Origin of the sequence: Serratia plymuthica (genome assembly GCF_018336935.1) — a bacterium.
GTDB classification, from domain to species: Bacteria; Pseudomonadota; Gammaproteobacteria; order Enterobacterales; family Enterobacteriaceae; genus Serratia; species Serratia plymuthica_B.
The window spans coordinates 552,825-572,749 of sequence record NZ_CP068771.1 but is presented as its reverse complement, the minus strand read 5'-3'; the positions used below and the strand labels follow the sequence as shown (position 1 = coordinate 572,749).

Below are 19,925 nucleotides of genomic sequence, written 5' to 3'. Positions count from 1 at the left end.
TTCAGGACCGCATCGGTGTTCGCTTGCAGCCAACGCCGATGCGGTTTGAAAGACGCCGGGTACTTAGCTGCCGTGCAGGCGCTTGGCGTCAATCACGTCCGGCAGTTGATTAAGTTTGGCCAACACCCGGCCCAGCACCTGCTGGTTGTAGATTTCAATGTCCATGTCGATGGTCGCCAGCTGCTTTTTGGTGTCGCTCCGGCTGGCCACGCCCAGCACGTTGACCTTTTCATTGGCCAGAATGGTGGTGATGTCGCGCAGCAGGCCGCTGCGATCGTTGGCCATTACCCGCACCACCAACGAATAACCGCTGGAATAGCTTTCGCCCCACACCGCGTCAACGATGCGTTCCGGCGCGTGCGACTGCAAATCCACCAACTGATCGCAGTCCGCACGGTGGATGGAGATACCGCGCCCCTGGGTGATAAAGCCGACAATATCGTCGCCCGGGATCGGCTGGCAGCAGCGGGCGATGTGATGCATCAGGTTGCCTACCCCTTCCACCACTACCCGGCCGTTGTCCTTGCTGCGGCTCACCGGCGGCGCTTTATGCTGCACCAGTTGGCGCAACGCTTCGCGATCCTGTTCCTCGGCGCTCGGCTTGTTGAACTTGCCTTGCAGGAAGTTCACCATCTGATTCAGACGGATATCGCCGCCGCCAATCGCCGCCAGTATTTCATCCAGCGAATTCATGTTGTAACGCGGGATCAGCAGCTTCTCGGCTTCTTTCAGGCTGATGCCAAGGTGCTCCAGCTCGCTGTCCAGCATCTGGCGGCCGGCGAGGATGTTCTTGTCGCGATCCTGCTTGCGGAACCAGTTATGGATCTTGGAGCGGCCACGGCTGGTGGTGACATAGCCCAGGTTCGGGTTCAGCCAGTCGCGGCTCGGGTTCGGTTGCTTCTGGGTGATGATTTCAATCTGATCGCCCATCCGCAGCTGATAGGTAAACGGCACGATACGCCCGCCAATCTTGGCGCCGATGCAGCGGTGGCCGACGTCGCTGTGGATATGATAGGCAAAGTCGAGCGGCGTGGAGCCGGCCGGCAGATCCACCACATCGCCTTTCGGGGTAAACACGTACACCCGATCGTCGAATACCTGGCTGCGTACCTCGTCGAGCATCTCGCCGGAGTCCGCCATCTCCTCCTGCCAGGCGATCAGCTTGCGCAGCCAGGCGATACGTTCTTCGTAGCCGGAGCGTACCGTCGCTACCGCACCTTCTTTGTATTTCCAGTGCGCGGCCACGCCCAGTTCCGCGTCTTCATGCATCTGGCGGGTACGGATCTGGATTTCGAGCGTTTTGCCGCGCGGGCCCAGCACCACGGTGTGGATCGACTGATAGCCGTTGGGTTTCGGGTTGGCGACGTAGTCGTCGAACTCATCAGGCAGATGGCGGAAGTGGGTGTGCACAATCCCCAGCGCCGCATAGCAATCTTGCAAGCGTTCGACCACCACACGCACCGCGCGCACGTCAAACAGCTCGTCAAAGGCCAACGCCTTCTTCTGCATTTTGCGCCAGATGCTGTAAATATGTTTCGGGCGGCCGTAGATATCCGCTTTGATGCCCTCGTCGCCCATCGCATTACGCAGCGAGGCGACGAAGTCGTCGATAAACTGTTCGCGATCGATGCGGCGTTCGTGCAGCAGCTTGGCGATACGCTTGTATTCATCCGGGTGCAGGTAACGGAAGCAGAAATCCTCCAGTTCCCATTTCAGTTGCCCGATGCCGAGGCGGTTGGCCAGCGGCGCATAGATATTCGAACACTCTTTTGCCGCCAGCACGCGCTCGTCTTCCGGCGCATCCTTCACTTCACGCAGGTGGGCGATACGCTCCGCCAGCTTGATCACCACGCAGCGGAAATCCTCCACCATCGCCAACAGCATGCGGCGCACGTTGTCGACCTGTTCGGAGGCCATGGAGTCGTTCTGGGTGGCTTTCAGTTGGCGGATGGCGTCCATATCGCGCACGCCGTGCACCAGATAGGTGATGCCCTTGCCAAACTCTTCGGTCAGGGTTTCCTCCGGCACGATGCCGGCGTCCACCAACGGGAACAGCAGCGCGGCGCGCATACTGTCGTTGTCCATGCTTAGCGTAGAGAGGATTTCCACCATTTCCAGCCCGCGCCACAACAGCAGCGGCGCGTCGGGGTGGTTCTGGGTCTGTTGCTCACAGTAGCGCCAGGTTGCGGCTAATCGCTCACATGACTGCGGGTTAGGTAGCCCCAAGCTGGCAATCCACTCGTCGAGAGCAAATTCGCCAGCCGTGTTCAGATGTGCACTTCTTACCGCAACCATACCCTCTCCCTACTTTGCAGCGACCCCAGGCGTGTTGTCGTTAATAAACAGCGCCATTGACTCAAGATGCCCCGTATGCGGAAACATATCCAACATTCGCACACGTGCAAGACGATAACCGGCGTCCAGCAATATTTTGCTGTCGCGTGCCAGCGTGGTGGGATTACAAGAAACGTAAACCACCCGCTCTGGCGCCAGTTTTACAATATGTGACATCACGCCGGCCGCACCCGCACGGGCAGGGTCCAGCATCACTTTATCAAATCCTTGTGCTGCCCAAGGTTGCCGCTCAACGTCGTCTTCCAGATTTTCATGGAAGAAGGCGGCATTATTCAGTTTATTCTTATGTGCATTATATTGCCCATTCGCTACCAGCGTGGCAACACCTTCTATCCCCACCACCGCAGCGGCGCGTCGCGCCAGCGGCAGGGTAAAATTGCCCATGCCGCAGAACAGATCCAATACCCGATCATTGGGCTGAATGTCGAGCCATTCAAGGGCCTGGGCCACCATTTGCTGATTTACTGTGTCATTGACCTGAATAAAGTCGCGCGGGCTGAAGTCTAAGCGTAGCCCGTCGACCTGATAATACGGCGTTTCGCCGCACAGTTTTTCGACCCTGTCGCTGTCCGGCGCCAAATAAATAGTTACGTTTTTTTGCTGCGCGAAGGCCTGCAATGCCTGGAGATCGTCATCTTTCAACGCGTCCAGATGCCGCAAAACCAACACCGGGCCATTGTCTGCCTGCACCAACTCCGCATGCCCCAGACGCCGGGCGGCGTGCAGCCCATTCAGGCAGGCGCGCAGCGGCGTCAGCAAATGTTCCAGCTCGGGATGAAGGACCGGGCACTGCGTCACCGGCACCAGATCGCTGGAAGCCGCCTGGCGAAACCCCATCACCAATTGTTGCTGTTTGGGTTGCCACATCAACCCCAAACGGGCGCGGCGACGGTACCCGTATTGCGGGCCGGCGATCACCGGCTCCTGCTGCGGCGTAACGCCGGTTTCGCGGGCGATCATGCGCACCAGTGCGGCAGATTTGCTCTGCTGTTGCAGGCTTTCGTCCGCGTGCTGCTGTTGGCAACCGCCGCACACGCCAAAGTGCGGGCAACGCGGTTCCACACGTTGCGGGCTGCGGCTCAACAGGCGTTTCAACCGGCCTTTGGCAAACTTGCTTTTTTCTTCCGTCAGCTGGATTTCCGCCTGCTCGCCCGGCAACACTCCCGGCACAAACACCGCTTTGCCGTTGTGGCGCGCCACGCCCTGGCCAAAGGGATCGAGGTCGCTCACCGTTACGGTTAATATTTGTAGGCTTTGCCGGGTCGTCACGCGGCGTTTGGGAGAGTAGAATTGCGCCATATTTGTCGATTGAGTGCTGGTTCATTAAAGTAGTGAGTGTCCGGCAATTCTCCCACATTGGAATCCCATGACCAAATACAGCTTGCGTGCGCGCATGATGATCCTGATTCTGGCCCCAACGCTGTTGATTGGTCTGCTGCTCAGCACCTTCTTCGTGGTACACCGTTACAATGAGCTGCAAGAACAGTTGGTTGACGCCGGCGCCAGTATTATCGAACCCCTGGCGGTGGCCAGCGAGTACGGCATGACATTCCGCAGCCGCGAGTCGGTCAGGCAGTTGGTCAGCCTGTTGCACCGCCGTCATTCAGATATTGTGCGTTCAATTACGGTGTTCGATGCGCAGAATAATCTGTTTGTCACCTCCAATTATCATCACAATTTTGCCCAATTGCAGCTGCCGAAAGGTGTGCCAATCCCCACAGACCTGATGCTGACGCGGCGCGGCAACTCATTGATCCTGCGTACGCCGATCCTGTCGGAAAGCCAATACCCGGATCAAAATGCCACCGACCCGGTCCCGCAGGACAATAATCTGGGTTATGTGGCGATCGAACTGGATCTGCAATCGGTGCGGTTGCAACAGTATAAGGAGGTGTTCATCTCCACCCTGCTGCTGTTGCTGTGCATGTGCATCGCCATTCTGTTCGCCTACCGTCTGATGCGCGACGTTACCGGCCCGATCCGCAATATGGTGAACACCGTTGACCGCATCCGCCGCGGCCAGCTCGACAGCCGCGTCGAAGGCTTTATGCTCGGCGAACTGCACATGTTGAAGAACGGCATCAACTCGATGGCGATGTCGTTGACCGCCTATCACGAAGAGATGCAACAGAATATCGATCAGGCCACCTCAGACCTGCGTGAAACGCTGGAGCAGATGGAGATCCAGAACGTCGAGCTGGATCTGGCGAAAAAACGCGCTCAGGAAGCGGCGCGCATCAAATCCGAGTTTCTGGCGAACATGTCGCATGAGCTGCGCACCCCGCTCAACGGCGTGATTGGCTTTACGCGGCAGATGCTGAAAACCGAGATGAGCGTCACCCAAACCGATTATCTGCAAACCATCGAACGCTCGGCCAACAACCTGTTGACCATCATCAACGACGTGCTGGACTTCTCCAAGCTGGAAGCCGGCAAGCTGGTGCTGGAACACATTCCGTTCTCGCTGCGTGAAACGCTGGACGAAGTGATTGTGTTGCTGGCGCCCAGCGCCCACGAGAAAGGGCTGGAACTGACGCTGGACGTGCATAACGACGTGCCGGAGCAAGTGATCGGCGACTCGTTGCGGCTGCAACAGATCATCACCAATCTGCTGGGCAACGCGATCAAATTTACCGAAACCGGCAACATCGATATCCGCGTCGAGTTGCGTGGCCTGCAAGATCACCAGGTCGAGCTTGAAGTGCAAATCCACGACACAGGCATCGGCATCTCCGAACGGCAGCAGTCGCAGCTGTTCCAGGCGTTCCGTCAGGCGGACGCCAGCATTTCACGCCGCCACGGCGGCACCGGCCTGGGGCTGGTGATCACCCAAAAACTGGTGAAAGAGATGGGCGGCGATATCTGCTTCCACAGCCAGTTGAACCGCGGTTCGACCTTCTGGTTCCATATCACGCTTGAGTTGCACGAAGGCATGCTGTCGCTGCCGCCAAGCCTGCCGGACCTGCGCGGCAAGACGCTGGGGTATATCGAAGCCAACCCGATGGCGGCGGAAGCCACGCTCAATATGCTGAGCGTGACCTCGCTGGTGATCACCCATTCGCCTACGCTGGCGCAGTTACCGAAAAAGGATTACGACTTCCTGCTGGTGGGAGTGCCGATCCCGTTCCGCGATAACCTGGCACAGCACGAAAGCAAGCTGAAAACGGCGCTGAATATCGCCGGTCGGGTGATTCTGGCGCTGCCCTGCCAGTCGCAGATCAACGCCGAACAGCTTAAACAACAGGGCGCTATCGGCTGCCTGATCAAACCGATCACCAGCAACCGCCTGTTCCCGTTGCTGCGCATGGAAACTCCACTGCGCCTGCTCGCCGCGCCGGAACGCAAACGCCTGCCGCTGACGGTGATGGCTGTCGACGACAACCCGGCCAACCTGAAGCTGATAGGCACCTTGTTGGCCGAGCAGGTGGAAAAAACCCTGCTGTGCGAAAGTGGGGAAGAAGCGCTGGCGCTGGCGCGCGATAACGTTCTGGATCTGATCCTGATGGATATCCAAATGCCGAATATCGACGGTATCCGCACCAGCGAACTGATCCGCCAACTGCCGCACCACAACTCTACGCCGATCGTCGCGGTTACCGCGCATGCGGTGAGCGGCGAGCGTGAGCATTTGTTGCAAGCGGGAATGGATGATTATCTGGCCAAGCCGATTGATGAAGCCATGCTGACCCGCGTGTTGGCCCGTTATTACAGCGGCGAACCGGCCGTCGAGCCCTTGCTGTCGTTAGACTGGCCGCTGGCGTTGCGCCAGGCAGCGAACAAACAGGATTTGGCGCACGACCTGCTGCATATGTTGCTCGACTTCCTGCCGCAAGTCAGCGAACGGGTGCAGGCGGTGCTGGACGGCACCCCAGACGACAGCATTCTCGATTTGATCCATAAATTGCACGGCAGTTGCAGCTACAGTGGCGTGCCGCGCCTGAAGCAGTTGTGCTTCTATCTTGAACAGCAGTTGCGCAAGGGCGTCGGCAACGAGGAGCTGGAACCGGAATGGCTGGAACTGCTCGATGAGATCGAACTGGTGAGCCAGGCAGCCCGCAGCCATCTGGAGAGCGATCGCCCGGCGACAAGCTGAGGGTTGCCCCTCAGCAGGCTTAGCGGAGCCTATATCTGCTGCGACAGCCTGATGGTCGCCGCAATATTGCGTGCGGTCATGCGCACGTTGTCGGCGGCATTTTCCAGCGCTTCCTCGAGCGTGCAGATGCTGTACAGCACGCTGAACACCGCATCCAGCCCGTGCTGATGCACCACGCCAACGTCGGCCGTCAGGCTGCCGGCGATGCCGATCACCGGCTTGTTGTAGCGCTTGGCGACGCGCGCCACGCCGATAGGCACCTTGCCGTTGATACTCTGGCTGTCGATGCGCCCTTCGCCGGTGATCACCAGCGTCGCGTCGCGCACCAATGCGTCCAGCCCCAACGCTTCGGTGACGATCTCAATCCCCTGACGCAGATCGGCATGGCAGAACGCCAACAGCGCCGCTCCCATGCCACCGGCCGCGCCCGCACCGGGCACCCCGCCCACCTCAATCGCCATATCCTGCGCAATCACCTGCGCATAGTGCAGCAGGCAGCGATCAAGCTGCGCCACCATCTGCGGCGTAGCCCCTTTCTGCGGGCCGAAAATCGCCGAAGCGCCCTCTTTGCCGGTTAACGGGTTAGTGACGTCGCAAGCGACCTCAAACTTGCACTGGGCAATGCGCGCATCCAGTCCGCTGAGATCGATGGCGGCAAGGTGTTCCAACTGCGCACCGCCAAAGCCAATGTCATCGCCGTTCTTATCCAGCAGCCTCGCCCCCAGCGCCTGCACCATGCCGGCGCCGCCGTCGTTGGTGGCGCTGCCGCCGATGCCGATGATGCAATGTTTTACGCCGTGATCCAGCGCCGAACGGATCAGTTCGCCGGTGCCATAAGAGGTGGTGTTCAGCGGGTTGCGTTGCCGCCCCGGCACCAGTTCCAACCCGCTGGCGGCGGCCATCTCGATAAAGGCGCTCTGCTCATCGCCGGACAGGCCGAAAAAGGCCCGCACCTTGGCGCCCAGCGGCCCGGTGACGTCGACATCCACTTTACGCCCGCCGGTGGCGGCAACCATCGCCTCCACCGTACCTTCCCCACCGTCGGCTACCGGCAGTTTGATGTACTCGGCATCAGGAAATATCTCGCGAAAACCCGCTTCAATCTGGGTCGCCACTTCCAGTGCCGACAGACTTTCTTTGTATGAGTCCGGCGCGATCACTATTTTCATATACGGTCCGTTTCCTCGACTGCACAGGCCTATTGTCGGCTTCACTTTCGCCGGGGCTGATATCTGATAATAGCAGGCCCGTACGCTGAGAACCGTCGCAACCAGCCCACTGCCCTGCACGGCGGTTGGCGTTGTCGCAAAACGCCCCCTTTACCTGCGTAAAAAAGGCACGCCGTGGCGTGCCTTGAGAGCGGAGAGCGGGTAGAAATTACTGCATCAACAGATACAACTGGGTATCGCCGCGCTGGATGTTCAACGCCAGCACCGACGGCTTGCTGTCGAGAATTTTGCGCAGTTCGCCCAGATTCTGGATAGGCTGCTGGTTAACGCCAAGGATAATATCGCCTTTTTTCAGGCCGATGCGCGCAGCGGCGCTGCCGGCCTTGACGTTATCCACCTTCACGCCTTTCTGGCTGCCGATCTGGGCATTGCTCAGCTCGGCCCCTTCAATGCCGGTGTAGATATTGCCGGACTCAACCTGAGTCTGGGCGCTTTGCTCCAGCGTGACGTCCACGGTCACCGGTTTGCCGTCGCGGATGATGCCCAGCGACATCTTGCTGCCGACCGGCAGCGTGCCGATTTCCGCACGGAACGAGGCAAAGCTGGAGATGGCTTTACCGTTCATGGTGACGATAACGTCACCGGCCTTGATGCCCGCCTTGGCGGCGGAGGATTTCGGCATCACCTGGCTGACAAAGGCGCCGCGCTGGGCGTCCACCTTCATCGCTTTCGCCAGTTCGGAGTTCAACTCGGTGCCCATAATGCCCAGCTCGCCGCGTTTCACCTGGCCGAACTCAACCATCTGCGCCGTCAGGTTTTTCACCATGTTGCTCGGGATGGCGAAACCAATGCCGATGTTGCCGCCGTCCGGTGCCAGGATCGCGGTGTTAATGCCGATCAATTCGCCGTTCAGGTTAACCAGCGCGCCACCGGAGTTACCGCGGTTAATCGCCGCATCGGTCTGGATAAAGTTCTCGTAGTTCTCGATATTCAACCCACTGCGGCCCAACGCGGAAACGATGCCGGAAGTCGCGGTTTCGCCTAATCCATACGGGTTGCCGATCGCCACGGTGTAATCGCCGACGCGCAATTGCTCGGAATCCGCCATCTTGATTGCCGTCAGGTTTTTAAAGTCTTTCAGTTGGATCAGCGCGATATCGGAACGCGGATCCTTGCCTATCACCTTGGCGTCAAACTTGCGGCCGTCGCTCAGCTGCACCTGAATTTTATTGGCGTTATCTACCACGTGGTTATTGGTCACCACATAGCCTTTGGCTGCGTCAATCACCACACCGGCGCCCAGAGCCTGGAATTTTTCCTGGGTGCCCTGGCCAGGCGCCCCCGGCCCACCGCCCTGACACATCGGCGAAGCCTGGAACGGCGAACCGTCCTGGCAGAAAGGCGAATCTTCGCCAAAGAACTGCTGGAACTGCGGCGGCATCTTCTGCGCGTTGACGGTGGTGCTGCCTTCAACGTTAATGCTCACCACGGAAGGCATCACTTTTTCCAGCATCGGCGCCAGGCTAGGCAGCTGTTGAGAGCTTGAAGAGGCGGTTTCTGCGGCACCGGCCGTCATCGGGCCCATTGCCATACCAATACTGAAAGCCAGGGCGCTAAGAACTAATGCGGTTTTTTTCATCTGTGTGTCTCTTATAAAGTCGTTCAGAAAGTATTGCGTTCTTTGTGCATAGTCAGAGCTTATTAATAACCCGAAGTTCCGACTCAGGTTATTGGTAATAGTAAACAAATATTGTCCGTCTTTACAAAACTCGAAATATTCACTGCATCGTCAAGTCAAATACTTAAATTAATAATTATTATACCCTAAATAATTGGAGCGGCCTCAAGGCGGCAGACCGTAAATCCCCAGGAGCTCAGTAAACTAAGTGACTGGGGTGCGCGGACGCAGCCAACGCGGAGGCAGATTCAAGTATGACGGCTATAGCTGAATGAATTATTCTGCTGCCATTAATTTTCTATATTCGTCGTAGGCATAAAGATCGGTCATACCGCTGATATAATCTTGCAGCAAACGTGCGCGGAAATAGTATTCCCGGATCGCCAGTTGCTCCGGCGACAGGTGCTGCAACCCTTCAACCGCTTCGACATACGCCAACCGATGTTTGGTGGAAAGTTTGTGGAACAGCCGCGTTTCGATCGGGTAAGCGCGATGGCTGTCTTCCCGCACCAGCCGGGTAAAATCCGCCAGCTGCATCGCCAGCAAGGGGCTGTAGATGTCCAGCAAGCCGCTGATCACCCGGTAGCCCTGCAGTTCAAGCTGCTCCACTTCCGGATGGTTGAACACGTGCTTGAAGGCCACATTCTTGAAGATCTTCAGCAGTTGGTACGCGGGGCTGGAGTCTTCCAGCAATGCCTGATTAAAGTTGCCCTGATAAACCGCATCCAGATTATCAATAAAACGCTGCGCCGCATGCGGCACCAGCCTCGCCACGGTGAACACCCGCAAATACATGAAGAACTGATCTTCGCTGCTGCGCCGCGCGCCGCCGCGGTCAATCTTGCGAAACGCGCTGGCCACGGTTTTATCAAACAAATCGCCCGGCGATACCTCGCCCCATTCCTGGGTTAAATGCTGATAAAGTTGTTCAACGGTGAAAATGTTTTTTTCCACCGCGTCTTCCAGATCGGCGACGCAGTAAGAAATATCGTCCGCCGCCTCCATGATATAAGTCAGCGGGAAGCGATCGAACTCGCCCATATTCAACTCGCGCCGCAAGCGATCGACAAACGCCTCTTCCGCCAGATAAAAGCCCGGTTTTTTCATCAGGTAGCTGTGGCTGGCGGGGATCTCGCTCGCCCAGTACGCCGGACGGGTATATTTCAGAATGCAGCCCACCTGCGCATAGGTCAGGTTGAGCTTCAGTAACGTATGCACCAGCCTAATCGCCTGGGCATTGCCCTCGAAATGGCTGAGATCGTGGCGGATGCGGCTGCGCAGGCGGTTGAGATCGCCTTCGCCTTCGTGCAGGCGCAGCACGCCGATCTGGCAACGATCGTTGCTGGCGGGCTCGCTCCCGCAACTGGCGGGATCGAGCCTCTGGGAAAACCAGTCGTTAATCGCCGACTCGCCGAAATGCCCGAACGGCGGGTTGCCGATGTCATGCATCAGGCAGGCCATTTCAACTATGCTTTCAAAAGGATCGAGCAGTTTGCTCAGGCCGAGCGCGTCGATCCGCCGTTCCTGTTTGAAACGGTTGAGGATCTCCTTGGCAATGTGCCGCCCGACCTGCTGCACCTCCATCGAGTGCGTCAGACGGCTGCGCACCGCGGCGTTGCGCTCCAGAGGGAATACCTGGGTTTTTTGCTGCAGGCGGCGAATGGCGGCCGAATTGACGATACGCCCGCGATCGCTCTCAAACTGCCGCACGATGTCATATTCTTCCTCGGCCTCAATAGGCTTACTGAAAGGCCGCTGGAAGCTGATTTTTTGCTTAAAGTCGATCCCGGACATCTGTTTCTCCTCCGTTGCGCCCAGCCCCCGTGATAACAATTCCCGCGGGCATATGCAACGGATTATCTCTCTATGAGAGCCATGATAGACTATGGCGCAATTCCCACACCCAATCAGCGAGTGTTATTTATGAAAGTAGGCATCATCGGCGCCATGGAGCAGGAAGTTACTCTGCTGCGCGAACAAATTGAAAACCGTCAGACCATTCAACGCGCGGGTTGTGAAATCTATACCGGCCAGATCGGCGGCGTTGACGTGGCGCTGCTGAAATCCGGTATCGGTAAAGTTTCTGCGGCAATGGGCACCACCCTGCTGCTGGAACACTGCAAGCCGGACCTGGTGATCAATACCGGTTCCGCCGGTGGCCTGGCCGCCACGCTGAAAGTGGGCGATATCGTGGTTTCCGAAGAAGTGCGCTATCACGACGCCGACGTCACCGCCTTTGGTTACGAGCCAGGCCAGATGGCAGGCTGCCCGGCGGCGTTTGTGGCGGACGAAGCGCTGATCGCGCTGGCGGAAAGCTGCATCAAGCAATTGGATCTGAACGCGGTGCGCGGCCTGATCTGCAGCGGCGACGCCTTCATTAACGGCGCAGAACCGCTGGAACGCATCCGCACCACCTTCCCAAGCGTTGCCGCGGTTGAAATGGAAGCCGCCGCCGTCGGCCACGTTTGCCACCTGTTCGGCACGCCCTTTGTGGTGGTTCGCGCCATCTCTGACGTTGCCGACAGTGAATCGCACATGAGCTTTGACGAGTTCCTGGTCGTGGCCGCCAAGCAATCAACGCTGATGGTCAACGCGATGCTGCAAACCCTGGCCAAGCGCGGTTGATGTGAAGCCCTGCTTTTCAGCCCTGCTGTGGCTGCTCGCGCTCTGGGTGGCGCTGCCTGCCGGTGCCGCTCAACGCGTGATCAGTCTGGCGCCCAATACCACCGAACTTGCCTATGCCGCCGGCATGGGCGATACCCTGCTGGCAGTCAGTGCCTTTTCCGATTACCCGCCGGCGGCCAAGAAGCTGGAACAGGTGGCTTCCTGGCAGGGGATCAACATCGAGCGGGTGCTGGCGCTGAAGCCGGATCTGATCCTCGCCTGGCGCGGCGGCAATCCGCAGCGGGTGCTGGACCAGCTCGCCGCCTTCGGCATCCCGATTTTTTATGCGGATGCCACCACGCTCGATGACATCGCCCAGTCGCTGGATGACCTGGCCAAATACAGCCCGCATCCGGAGCAGGCGCACCAGGCTGCGGGCACCCTACGCCGACAGATTGCCGCGCTGAAAGCAAAATACCCGCACAACCGGCCGCGCCGGGTATTGTTGCAGTTTGGCACCCAGCCGCTGTTCACCAGCTCCGGCGCCACCCTGCAAAGCCAGGTACTGTCGCTGTGTGGAGCGGAGAATATCTTTGCCGACAGCCGCATGCCATGGCCGCAAATCAGCCGTGAGCAGGTGCTGGCCCGCCAACCACAGGCCGTAGTGATTACCGGCGACGCAAAAGAGATTGCCAGCGTGAAGGCCTTTTGGGCACCGCAACTGCAAGTACCGGTGATTGCGCTGAACGGCGACTGGTTCAACCGCGCCGGCCCGCGCATCATGCTGGCCGCGCAGCAACTGTGCAGCCAACTGGCGGAGCTTCCCTGATGCTGGTGTTTTGGCTGGATATTCTCGGTACTGCGGTGTTTGCTATTTCCGGCGTATTGCTGGCCGGCAAACTGCGCATGGATCCGTTCGGCGTGTTGGTGCTCGGCGTGGTCACGGCGGTCGGCGGCGGTACCATTCGCGATATGGCGCTGGCCAATGGCCCGGTATTTTGGGTGAAAGATCCGACCGATCTGGTGGTGGCGATGATAACCTGCGTGCTGACGCTGTTGCTGGTACGCCAGCCGCGACGCCTGCCGAAGTGGATCCTGCCGGTGCTGGATGCCGTCGGGCTGGCGGTGTTCGTCGGCATCGGCGTCAATAAAGCCTTCGCCGCCGATACCGGCCCGCTGGTGGCGGTCTGCATGGGCGTCATTACCGGGGTTGGCGGCGGCATTATCCGTGACGTGCTGGCACGGGAAATTCCGATGATCCTGCGAACCGAGATCTATGCCACCGCCTGTATTGTCGGCGGCATCGTGCACGCGACCGCCTTCGCCACCTTCGGTATGCCGCTGCAGCAGGCGATGATGCTTGGCATGGGCATCACGCTGGCGATCCGGCTGGCGGCCATTCGCTGGCACCTGAAACTACCGGCGTTTATCCTCGAACAATAGCGGCTGCCGGCCGAAGCAAACCCGGCTCGGGCCAGAGCGAAATGGCAGCCATAAAAAAACCCGCAAACCGGTGAGGTTGGCGGGTTTTATGCTGCTGCCGGCGGGATCAGACGCTGAACGAAGAACCGCAGCCGCAGGTGGTTTTGGCGTTAGGGTTGGTTACCACGAAACGTGAACCTTCCAGCCCTTCGGTATAATCGACCGAACCGCCCACCAGATATTGCAGGCTCATTGGGTCAACCACCAGCGCAACGCCCTGCTTCTCGATGGTCATATCGCCGTCATTGACCTTGTCGTCAAAAGTGAAGCCGTACTGGAATCCGCTGCAGCCGCCACCGGTAATATAAACCCGCAACTTCAGATTCGGATTTTCTTCGTCAGCAATCAAGACTTTAACCTTGCTTGCTGCTGCCTCGGTAAATTGCAGGGGCAGTGCTGTTTCATCACTCATACTCTTTACTCCCAACATTGTTCTGCATCAGGCCGCTACAATGGCAGTCTGATTAATGTTTTTGATTATCCAATACCTGAGTGTTGCGTTCAAGTATTCACCGCATTTGTTGTATTTTCTTTACCTGTTTTATCTGCCGCCTCACGCGCCTGCAGCTCTTCCTGCCGCCGCAACGTACGGATCAAGATCGACGAATACAACGGCTTGCCCCCGAGGAACTGCGCCACCAGCGTAGCACCAAGGCAGGTAATGATCATTGGCAGTATGAGCTGGTAATTATCGGTCATCTCCAGCACCAGCACGATCCCGGTCAAGGGTGCGCGCACCGTGGCGGCAAACAACGCGCCCATTCCGGCAATGGCGAAAGTACCGGCCTCAATGCCGTACTGTGGAAACAGGTGTGCACCGGCCAGGCCAAAAGCGGTGCCAAACAGCGTGCCCAGCGCTAACATTGGCGCAAAGATCCCACCCGGCGCGCCGGAACCGAAGCACAGCAGCGTGGTGATCACCCGGGTGATGAAAATAAACAGCAGCATACCGACGCTGTAATTGCCGGCGGCAGCAATGGGGATCAAACCAAAACCGCCCCCCGCCGCTTGCGGCTGGATCAGCCCCAGAATGCCGCACGTACCGCCGAGCAGCCCGCCAATCATCAGGATATTACGCATCTTCCCGCCGTGGAGACGGGCGAAAAGATCTTGAGTGCGAAAAATCAGGGCGTTAAACATCACCCCCACGGCACCGAACACGGCACCCAGCACCAGATACAGCCAGAGTGTGTTGATCGGCGCAGAGGAAAGCTTGCCGACTTCAATCACCGAGTGTTCGCCATTGAACAGCTGAAACACGACGCTCGACATGATCACGCCGATAAACACCGCTTTAATCGAGAGCAGGTTGTAGCGGAACTGTGGGCGCATTTCCTCAATGATAAACAGAATGCCCGCCAGCGGCGCATTGAAGGCGGCGGAAAGGCCGGCAGCCGCGCCGGTGGCCAGCAACGAATGACGCGCTTCAGCGCCGCGCATGCGGAAGATATCCAATACCATACGCCCGACGTTGCCCCCCATCTGCACCGTAGGCCCTTCACGGCCGAGCACCATGCCCGCCCCCAGCGTGCCCATGCCGCCGATAAACTTCACCGGGATCACTCGCCACCAGCGCACCGGGCGCAGTTCTTCCAACGCCCCTTCGATCTCCGGTATGCCTGAACCGCCCGCCTCCGGCGCAAAGCGCCGCACCAGGTAATACCCCAGCACCGCCAGCGCAGCAGAAAGAATGAAGGCCAGCGGCCAAACCAGGATCCAGGAATCGGCGACCTGCGCCAGCGCGGAGAAACGCCGCTGCTGCACCCAGTCCACCGCCTTATCAAAGGCTACGCCGAGCAATCCCGCCAGGGTACCCACCACCGCAGCCATAAACAGGATCGCCACCGGCGTTTTATCTTGGCGGATAAACCGACGTACCGCATCGCTGCGTTTCAAGCGTGGAGCCCGCGCCACAGGCGGCTGTTGTTGCAATTCAGTCATAATGGGTTATTCATTAGCGGAATCAAATGTAATACAAATAGGGAAGCCGATTATTCTAACGCACCCGCTGACCAACTACTCCCCCAAATAGGTATCTGACTGTGATCGTTTCATATCGACGAACACTTCTCTAGAATAGCGCGATCAAATCATTCAAAAGAGAATCCAGGAGCCGATTTATGAGCTTACACAGCAAGTCCGAAAGTCTGTATGCCCAGGCACAACAAGTTATCCCAGGCGGGGTTAACTCTCCGGTGCGCGCATTCACCGGCGTTGGCGGAGTGCCGCTGTTTATCGAACGGGCGGACGGGGCTTACCTGTTCGACGTCGACGGCAAAGCCTATATCGACTACGTCGGTTCCTGGGGCCCGATGCTGCTGGGGCACAATCACCCGGCTATCCGCAACGCGGTCATCGAAGCGGCGCAGCGCGGCCTGAGTTTTGGCGCCCCCACCGAGATGGAAGTCAAAATGGCGGAGTTGGTGACCGAATTGGTGCCGACCATGGATATGGTGCGAATGGTCAACTCGGGTACCGAGGCCACCATGAGCGCTATCCGTTTGGCGCGTGGCTACACCAACCGCGATAAAATCATCAAATTCGAGGGCTGCTACCACGGCCACGCCGACTGCCTGCTGGTGAAAGCCGGTTCCGGTGCGCTGACCCTGGGCCAACCGAACTCGCCGGGCGTGCCGGCCGATTTCGCCAAGCACACGCTGACCTGCACCTACAACGATCTGGAGTCAGTCCGCACCGCTTTCGAGCAGTATCCTTCCGAGATCGCCTGCATCATCGTCGAGCCGGTCGCCGGCAACATGAACTGCGTGCCGCCGCTGCCGGAATTCCTGCCGGGTCTGCGTGCGTTGTGCGACAAATACGGCGCACTGTTGATTATCGATGAGGTGATGACCGGCTTTCGCGTCGCGCTGGCCGGGGCGCAGGCCTATTACGATGTGAGACCCGACCTCACCTGTCTGGGCAAAATCATCGGCGGCGGCATGCCTGTCGGCGCGTTCGGCGGCCGTCGCGACGTGATGGCGGCATTGGCGCCAACCGGCCCGGTCTATCAGGCGGGGACGCTGTCCGGTAACCCGATTGCGATGGCGGCCGGTTATGCCTGCCTGACCGAGGTTTCGCAGGTCGGTATCCACCAGACGCTGACCGAATTGACCGATATGCTGGCAGAAGGCCTGCTGGGTGCCGCCAAAGAAGAAAACGTCCCGTTGGTCGTCAACCACGTCGGCGGCATGTTCGGCCTGTTCTTTACCGATGCCCCGGCGGTGACCTGCTACCAGGACGTGATGCAGTGCGATGTGGAACGCTTCAAGCGCTTCTTCCACCTGATGCTGGATGAAGGGGTTTATCTGGCGCCTTCAGCCTTTGAAGCCGGATTTATGTCCGTTGCGCACAGCAAGGAAGACATTCAGCGCACCATAGATGCCGCACGCCGCTGCTTCGCCAAACTGTAATATCTCGCTGCCAAACAAAAACGGGCGCCAGTGTGAACTGAGCGCCCGTTTTTATTTTCATCATTAGAGCAAGGTGCCGTAAATCGTCAACAGCGCCACTACCACCACGATAATCATCGTCACCTTGCGCGCCAGAGTAACCGCCGCACGCGGAGTTTGCACCGGGTCCCTGTGAGGCTCACGCGCCAGAGAGAACTGCGCCAGGCGAGTCAGTACCTGATATTGCGAGGTATGGCGGTCGCCCAACGACGCAAACCATGCCGGCAAGGCTTTTTCACCGTGCCCCAGCAGCGCGTAGGCCACGCCGGCCAGGCGCACCGGGATCCAGTCCAGCCAGTGCAGCAGATGATCGATGCCGGATTGCGAACGCTCCAGAGGGGTATTGTGGCGCGCCAGCCAGGTTTGATAAGCACGCAGGAAAGCATAACCCGCCAGTGCGATTGGCCCGTATGGCCCACAGACCACAAACCAAAACAGCGGCGCCAGATAATAACGGAAGTTGGTCCACAGCAGCGCATTTTGCAGCTCGCGCAGGCGCAGCTCTTCGCTGCAATCTACCGGCAAACCGTGGATCAGCGCCAACTCCTCCGCCATCTGGTCGCTGGCATGAGCATCTCCCTGCCGCGCCGCCTTAAGATAGGCGCGATAGTGTTTGCGCTTGATGCCGGCGCCCACACACAGCAAATCAATAATAATCCACAGCAGCAGCGTCACCACGCCGAAAAACAGCCCGTGGGCCAACCACAGAATGCCCCACACCACCACCATCCAGGCGGCGGTCAGCAGCAGCGTCTGCGCCAGCGAAAACCTATGCAGCCGATGGAACACCACTTCCAGGCGATGATCCAGCTGCCAGTGCTCCCCCAGCTTGAACAAACGTTCCCACGCCAGAACCAGTAACAGCGTAAACAGCGTCATTAGCGACTCCTCTCCCTTTCCATTTTCCCAAGCATAGCGCCATCGGGCTCACCGGGTTGTTCCAGAGATGCCAGATAAAAACCCCAGTCAAACGCCGGGCCTGGATCGGTTTTGCGGCCAGGGGCAATGTCACTGTGCCCGGTAATGCTCGCCGCCGACATCGGATAATACCTGATTAGCAGCGCGGTCACCGCTTTCAGGCTCTGGTATTGCTGTGGCGTGAACGGCAGTTGGTCGGTACCTTCCAGTTCAATGCCAATCGAAAAATCGTTGCAGCGTTCGCGCCCCTGATACTCGGAAACGCCGGCGTGCCAGGCGCGCTTGTCGAACGGCACATACTGAATGATTTCACCCTCGCGACGGATCAGACAATGCGCCGAAACCCGAAGCTGATGGATACCGGAAAAATAAGGGTGTTCTGCGGGATCGAGCGTGCCGGTAAACAACCGATCGATATAGGGGCCGCCAAACTCGCCGGGCGGCAGGCTGATATTGTGGATCACCAACAGCGAAGGGGCTTCATCATTCGGGCGAAGATCGCAATGCGGCGAAACAATCCGTTTCACCCCCACAATCCAGCCATGCTCTAACTGCATCAGACACCTCTCTGCGGTGGTACTTATCACGGCAACAGAGTAGCATGTTCCCCCTACGATCTTACCGTCCATTTCGGAGTTTTCTATGCCGACACGCCGCTACGATGCCGACAGTCGCCGCACCGAGCTTCTTGAACGAATTGAAAGCGATATCCCCTATGCCGTTGCCCAGGCGCTGCGCGAAGACCTGGGAGGCGAAGTCGATGCCGACCGCGATATTACCGCGCAATTGTTACCGGCCGACAAGCAGGCGGAAGCCACCATTATCACCCGTGAACCCGGCGTATTTTGCGGCCGGCGCTGGCTGAACGAGGTCTTCATCCAACTGGGCAACCAGGTGAAGGTGGAATGGCTGGTGGCGGATGGCGATAGCCTGGTCCCTGACCAACCGCTGTGCAAGCTGAGCGGTCCGGCGCGGGTGCTGCTGACCGGCGAGCGTACCGCACTGAACTTTGTGCAGACGCTTTCTGGCGTAGCGACCGAGGTCAGCCATTATGTGGCGCTGCTGCAGGGGACGAAAACCCGCCTGCTGGATACGCGCAAGACGCTGCCAGGGCTGCGCACCGCGCTGAAATATGCAGTGTTGTGCGGCGGCGGCAGCAACCACCGTTTGGGATTGTCCGATGCCTTCCTGATCAAGGAAAACCACATCATCGCCTCCGGCTCGATCAAAAATGCGGTCGAAAAAGCGTTTTGGCTGCATGCCGAGGTGCCGGTCGAGGTGGAAGTCGAATCCCTCGACGAGTTGCAGCAGGCGTTGGACGCCGGCGCCGATATCGTCATGCTGGATAACTTCAGCGTCGAGATGATGCGTGCCGCCGTGGCGCAAAACCAAGGCCGCGCACAGTTGGAAGTCTCCGGCAACGTGACCAGCGAAACCCTGCGCACCTTCGCCGAAACCGGCGTGGACTACATCTCCGTCGGCGCGCTGACCAAACATGTGACGGCACTCGATCTGTCAATGCGCTTCAAATAATCTCCGCCATTCACACCGCCCTGGCAAACTGGGGCGGTGCTTTTGCATCAACATTGCGACCCCCGCCGCAACTATTTTCACGCCGCTGCAAACTGAACAACTTGCCGTGGAAACGCGCCGCAGAACACTCACTCCCCGCTAGAAGCCCGCAGCCTGAGCCGTTACCGTCACCTCCACATTCACAAGGAGGCAATAACAATGGAAACACAGCGCGGTTTTACTCTGATCGAACTGATGGTGGTGATCGCCATAATCGCGATATTGAGCGCCATCGGCATACCCGCCTACCAACGCTATATCCAGAAGGCGGCAATGACTGACATGCTGCAAGTCATGACGCCTTACAAGCTGGCCGTGGAGCTGTGTGTGCTTGATGGCGGCGCGCCGACGGGTTGCAATGCCGGCAGTAAAGGCATTCCTGCCGGCGGCACCTCACGTTACGTCAGCGCCGTGAAGGTCAGCCAGGGCGTGATCACGCTGACCGGAACACAGACGCTGCAAGGGCTGACAGTAGCGCTGACGCCCACCCAAAACGCCAGTGGCCTGACGCGCTGGACACGTCTGTGCACCAGCGACAACGCCAATCTGCAGGAAACCTGCCAGGAAGTCTTCCGCTTTGACGATGCAGCGAAGGGGGCCTAGCA

General features: G+C 58.7%; 16 protein-coding genes. 7 read left to right on the top strand and 9 right to left on the bottom strand.

From position 1 onward, the window contains the following. Positions 1–63 precede the first annotated feature (63 nt). Together relA and rlmD are read right to left on the bottom strand one after the other, a co-directional pair. Positions 64–2,295: a GTP diphosphokinase gene (gene relA, locus JK621_RS02640; RefSeq protein ID WP_212558534.1), complete on the bottom strand. Its 2,232-nt coding sequence runs from the start codon at positions 2,293–2,295 to the stop codon at positions 64–66. A gap of 9 nt (positions 2,296–2,304) precedes the next feature. Then, positions 2,305–3,654 (bottom strand): 23S rRNA (uracil(1939)-C(5))-methyltransferase RlmD, encoded by a 1,350-nt coding sequence (gene rlmD / locus JK621_RS02635; RefSeq protein WP_212558533.1) that lies wholly within the window; start codon positions 3,652–3,654, stop codon positions 2,305–2,307. Positions 3,655–3,721: 67 nt separating this feature from the next. On the opposite strand from rlmD, the gene barA reads away from it, so the two are divergent. Continuing rightward, positions 3,722–6,448 carry a two-component sensor histidine kinase BarA gene (gene barA / locus JK621_RS02630; RefSeq protein WP_212558532.1) on the top strand — a complete coding sequence of 909 codons (2,727 nt, stop codon included), beginning with the start codon at positions 3,722–3,724 and terminating at the stop codon, positions 6,446–6,448. A gap of 29 nt (positions 6,449–6,477) precedes the next feature. Here barA and JK621_RS02625 read toward each other — a convergent pair whose 3' ends face one another. From JK621_RS02625 to dgt, 3 genes are all read right to left on the bottom strand, one after another. Then, on the bottom strand, positions 6,478–7,617 hold the full coding sequence (locus JK621_RS02625) for a glycerate kinase (protein WP_212558531.1): 1,140 nt from the start codon (positions 7,615–7,617) through the stop codon (positions 6,478–6,480). A gap of 208 nt (positions 7,618–7,825) precedes the next feature. Next, positions 7,826–9,256, bottom strand: a complete 1,431-nt coding sequence (gene degP / locus JK621_RS02620; RefSeq protein ID WP_212558530.1) for a serine endoprotease DegP — start codon at positions 9,254–9,256, stop codon at positions 7,826–7,828. Positions 9,257–9,571: 315 nt separating this feature from the next. Further along, positions 9,572–11,089 (bottom strand): dGTPase, encoded by a 1,518-nt coding sequence (gene dgt / locus JK621_RS02615; RefSeq protein WP_212558529.1) that lies wholly within the window; start codon positions 11,087–11,089, stop codon positions 9,572–9,574. 129 nt (positions 11,090–11,218) lie between these two features. Between dgt and mtnN the strand changes: the two genes are divergently transcribed. From mtnN to JK621_RS02600, 3 genes are read left to right on the top strand one after another with little or no spacing between them, the layout of a single operon-like run. Continuing rightward, positions 11,219–11,920, top strand: a complete 702-nt coding sequence (mtnN, locus tag JK621_RS02610; protein ID WP_212558528.1) for a 5'-methylthioadenosine/S-adenosylhomocysteine nucleosidase — start codon at positions 11,219–11,221, stop codon at positions 11,918–11,920. A 1-nt stretch (position 11,921) separates the two neighbouring features. Next, positions 11,922–12,728, top strand: coding sequence for a vitamin B12 ABC transporter substrate-binding protein BtuF (gene btuF / locus JK621_RS02605; protein WP_212558527.1), 807 nt, complete (start codon positions 11,922–11,924; stop codon positions 12,726–12,728). Beyond that, entirely contained in the window at positions 12,728–13,342 is a 615-nt protein-coding gene (locus tag JK621_RS02600; RefSeq protein WP_212558526.1) for a TRIC cation channel family protein, read from the top strand. The genes btuF and JK621_RS02600 overlap by 1 nt, the downstream gene beginning before the upstream one ends. A 106-nt stretch (positions 13,343–13,448) precedes the next feature. Here JK621_RS02600 and erpA read toward each other — a convergent pair whose 3' ends face one another. Both erpA and clcA read right to left on the bottom strand, forming a co-directional pair. Then, complete coding sequence (gene erpA, locus JK621_RS02595; RefSeq protein ID WP_004950184.1) at positions 13,449–13,793, bottom strand: iron-sulfur cluster insertion protein ErpA; 345 nt, start codon at positions 13,791–13,793, stop codon at positions 13,449–13,451. 89 nt (positions 13,794–13,882) lie between these two features. Then, positions 13,883–15,322 (bottom strand): H(+)/Cl(-) exchange transporter ClcA, encoded by a 1,440-nt coding sequence (gene clcA / locus JK621_RS02590; protein ID WP_212558525.1) that lies wholly within the window; start codon positions 15,320–15,322, stop codon positions 13,883–13,885. Positions 15,323–15,501: 179 nt separating this feature from the next. On the opposite strand from clcA, the gene hemL reads away from it, so the two are divergent. After that, positions 15,502–16,791, top strand: a complete 1,290-nt coding sequence (hemL, locus tag JK621_RS02585) for a glutamate-1-semialdehyde 2,1-aminomutase (protein WP_212558524.1) — start codon at positions 15,502–15,504, stop codon at positions 16,789–16,791. A gap of 63 nt (positions 16,792–16,854) precedes the next feature. On the opposite strand, the gene ampE is transcribed toward hemL, so the two are convergent. After that, complete coding sequence (ampE, locus tag JK621_RS02580; RefSeq protein WP_212558523.1) at positions 16,855–17,709, bottom strand: beta-lactamase regulator AmpE; 855 nt, start codon at positions 17,707–17,709, stop codon at positions 16,855–16,857. Beyond that, complete coding sequence (ampD, locus tag JK621_RS02575) at positions 17,709–18,305, bottom strand: 1,6-anhydro-N-acetylmuramyl-L-alanine amidase AmpD (protein WP_212558522.1); 597 nt, start codon at positions 18,303–18,305, stop codon at positions 17,709–17,711. Before ampD ends, ampE begins: the two co-directional genes overlap by 1 nt. Before the next feature lie 85 nt (positions 18,306–18,390). On the opposite strand from ampD, the gene nadC reads away from it, so the two are divergent. Together nadC and ppdD are read left to right on the top strand one after the other, a co-directional pair. Next, entirely contained in the window at positions 18,391–19,281 is an 891-nt protein-coding gene (nadC, locus tag JK621_RS02570) for a carboxylating nicotinate-nucleotide diphosphorylase (protein WP_212558521.1), read from the top strand. Between the two features lie 198 nt (positions 19,282–19,479). Continuing rightward, positions 19,480–19,923 (top strand): prepilin peptidase-dependent pilin, encoded by a 444-nt coding sequence (gene ppdD, locus JK621_RS02565; RefSeq protein ID WP_212558520.1) that lies wholly within the window; start codon positions 19,480–19,482, stop codon positions 19,921–19,923. Positions 19,924–19,925 lie beyond the last annotated feature (2 nt).

Excerpts from the sequence above, each read along its gene's own strand:
- relA (WP_212558534.1), bottom strand. The coding sequence starts at position 2,295 with ATGGTTGCGGTAAGAAGTGCACATCTGAACACGGCTGGCGAATTTGCT.
- rlmD (WP_212558533.1), bottom strand. The coding sequence starts at position 3,654 with ATGGCGCAATTCTACTCTCCCAAACGCCGCGTGACGACCCGGCAAAGC.
- barA (WP_212558532.1), top strand. The coding sequence starts at position 3,722 with ATGACCAAATACAGCTTGCGTGCGCGCATGATGATCCTGATTCTGGCC.
- JK621_RS02625 (WP_212558531.1), bottom strand. The coding sequence starts at position 7,617 with ATGAAAATAGTGATCGCGCCGGACTCATACAAAGAAAGTCTGTCGGCA.
- degP (WP_212558530.1), bottom strand. The coding sequence starts at position 9,256 with ATGAAAAAAACCGCATTAGTTCTTAGCGCCCTGGCTTTCAGTATTGGT.
- dgt (WP_212558529.1), bottom strand. The coding sequence starts at position 11,089 with ATGTCCGGGATCGACTTTAAGCAAAAAATCAGCTTCCAGCGGCCTTTC.
- mtnN (WP_212558528.1), top strand. The coding sequence starts at position 11,219 with ATGAAAGTAGGCATCATCGGCGCCATGGAGCAGGAAGTTACTCTGCTG.
- JK621_RS02600 (WP_212558526.1), top strand. The coding sequence starts at position 12,728 with ATGCTGGTGTTTTGGCTGGATATTCTCGGTACTGCGGTGTTTGCTATT.
- erpA (WP_004950184.1), bottom strand. The coding sequence starts at position 13,793 with ATGAGTGATGAAACAGCACTGCCCCTGCAATTTACCGAGGCAGCAGCA.
- clcA (WP_212558525.1), bottom strand. The coding sequence starts at position 15,322 with ATGACTGAATTGCAACAACAGCCGCCTGTGGCGCGGGCTCCACGCTTG.
- hemL (WP_212558524.1), top strand. The coding sequence starts at position 15,502 with ATGAGCTTACACAGCAAGTCCGAAAGTCTGTATGCCCAGGCACAACAA.
- ampE (WP_212558523.1), bottom strand. The coding sequence starts at position 17,709 with ATGACGCTGTTTACGCTGTTACTGGTTCTGGCGTGGGAACGTTTGTTC.
- ampD (WP_212558522.1), bottom strand. The coding sequence starts at position 18,305 with ATGCAGTTAGAGCATGGCTGGATTGTGGGGGTGAAACGGATTGTTTCG.
- nadC (WP_212558521.1), top strand. The coding sequence starts at position 18,391 with ATGCCGACACGCCGCTACGATGCCGACAGTCGCCGCACCGAGCTTCTT.
- ppdD (WP_212558520.1), top strand. The coding sequence starts at position 19,480 with ATGGAAACACAGCGCGGTTTTACTCTGATCGAACTGATGGTGGTGATC.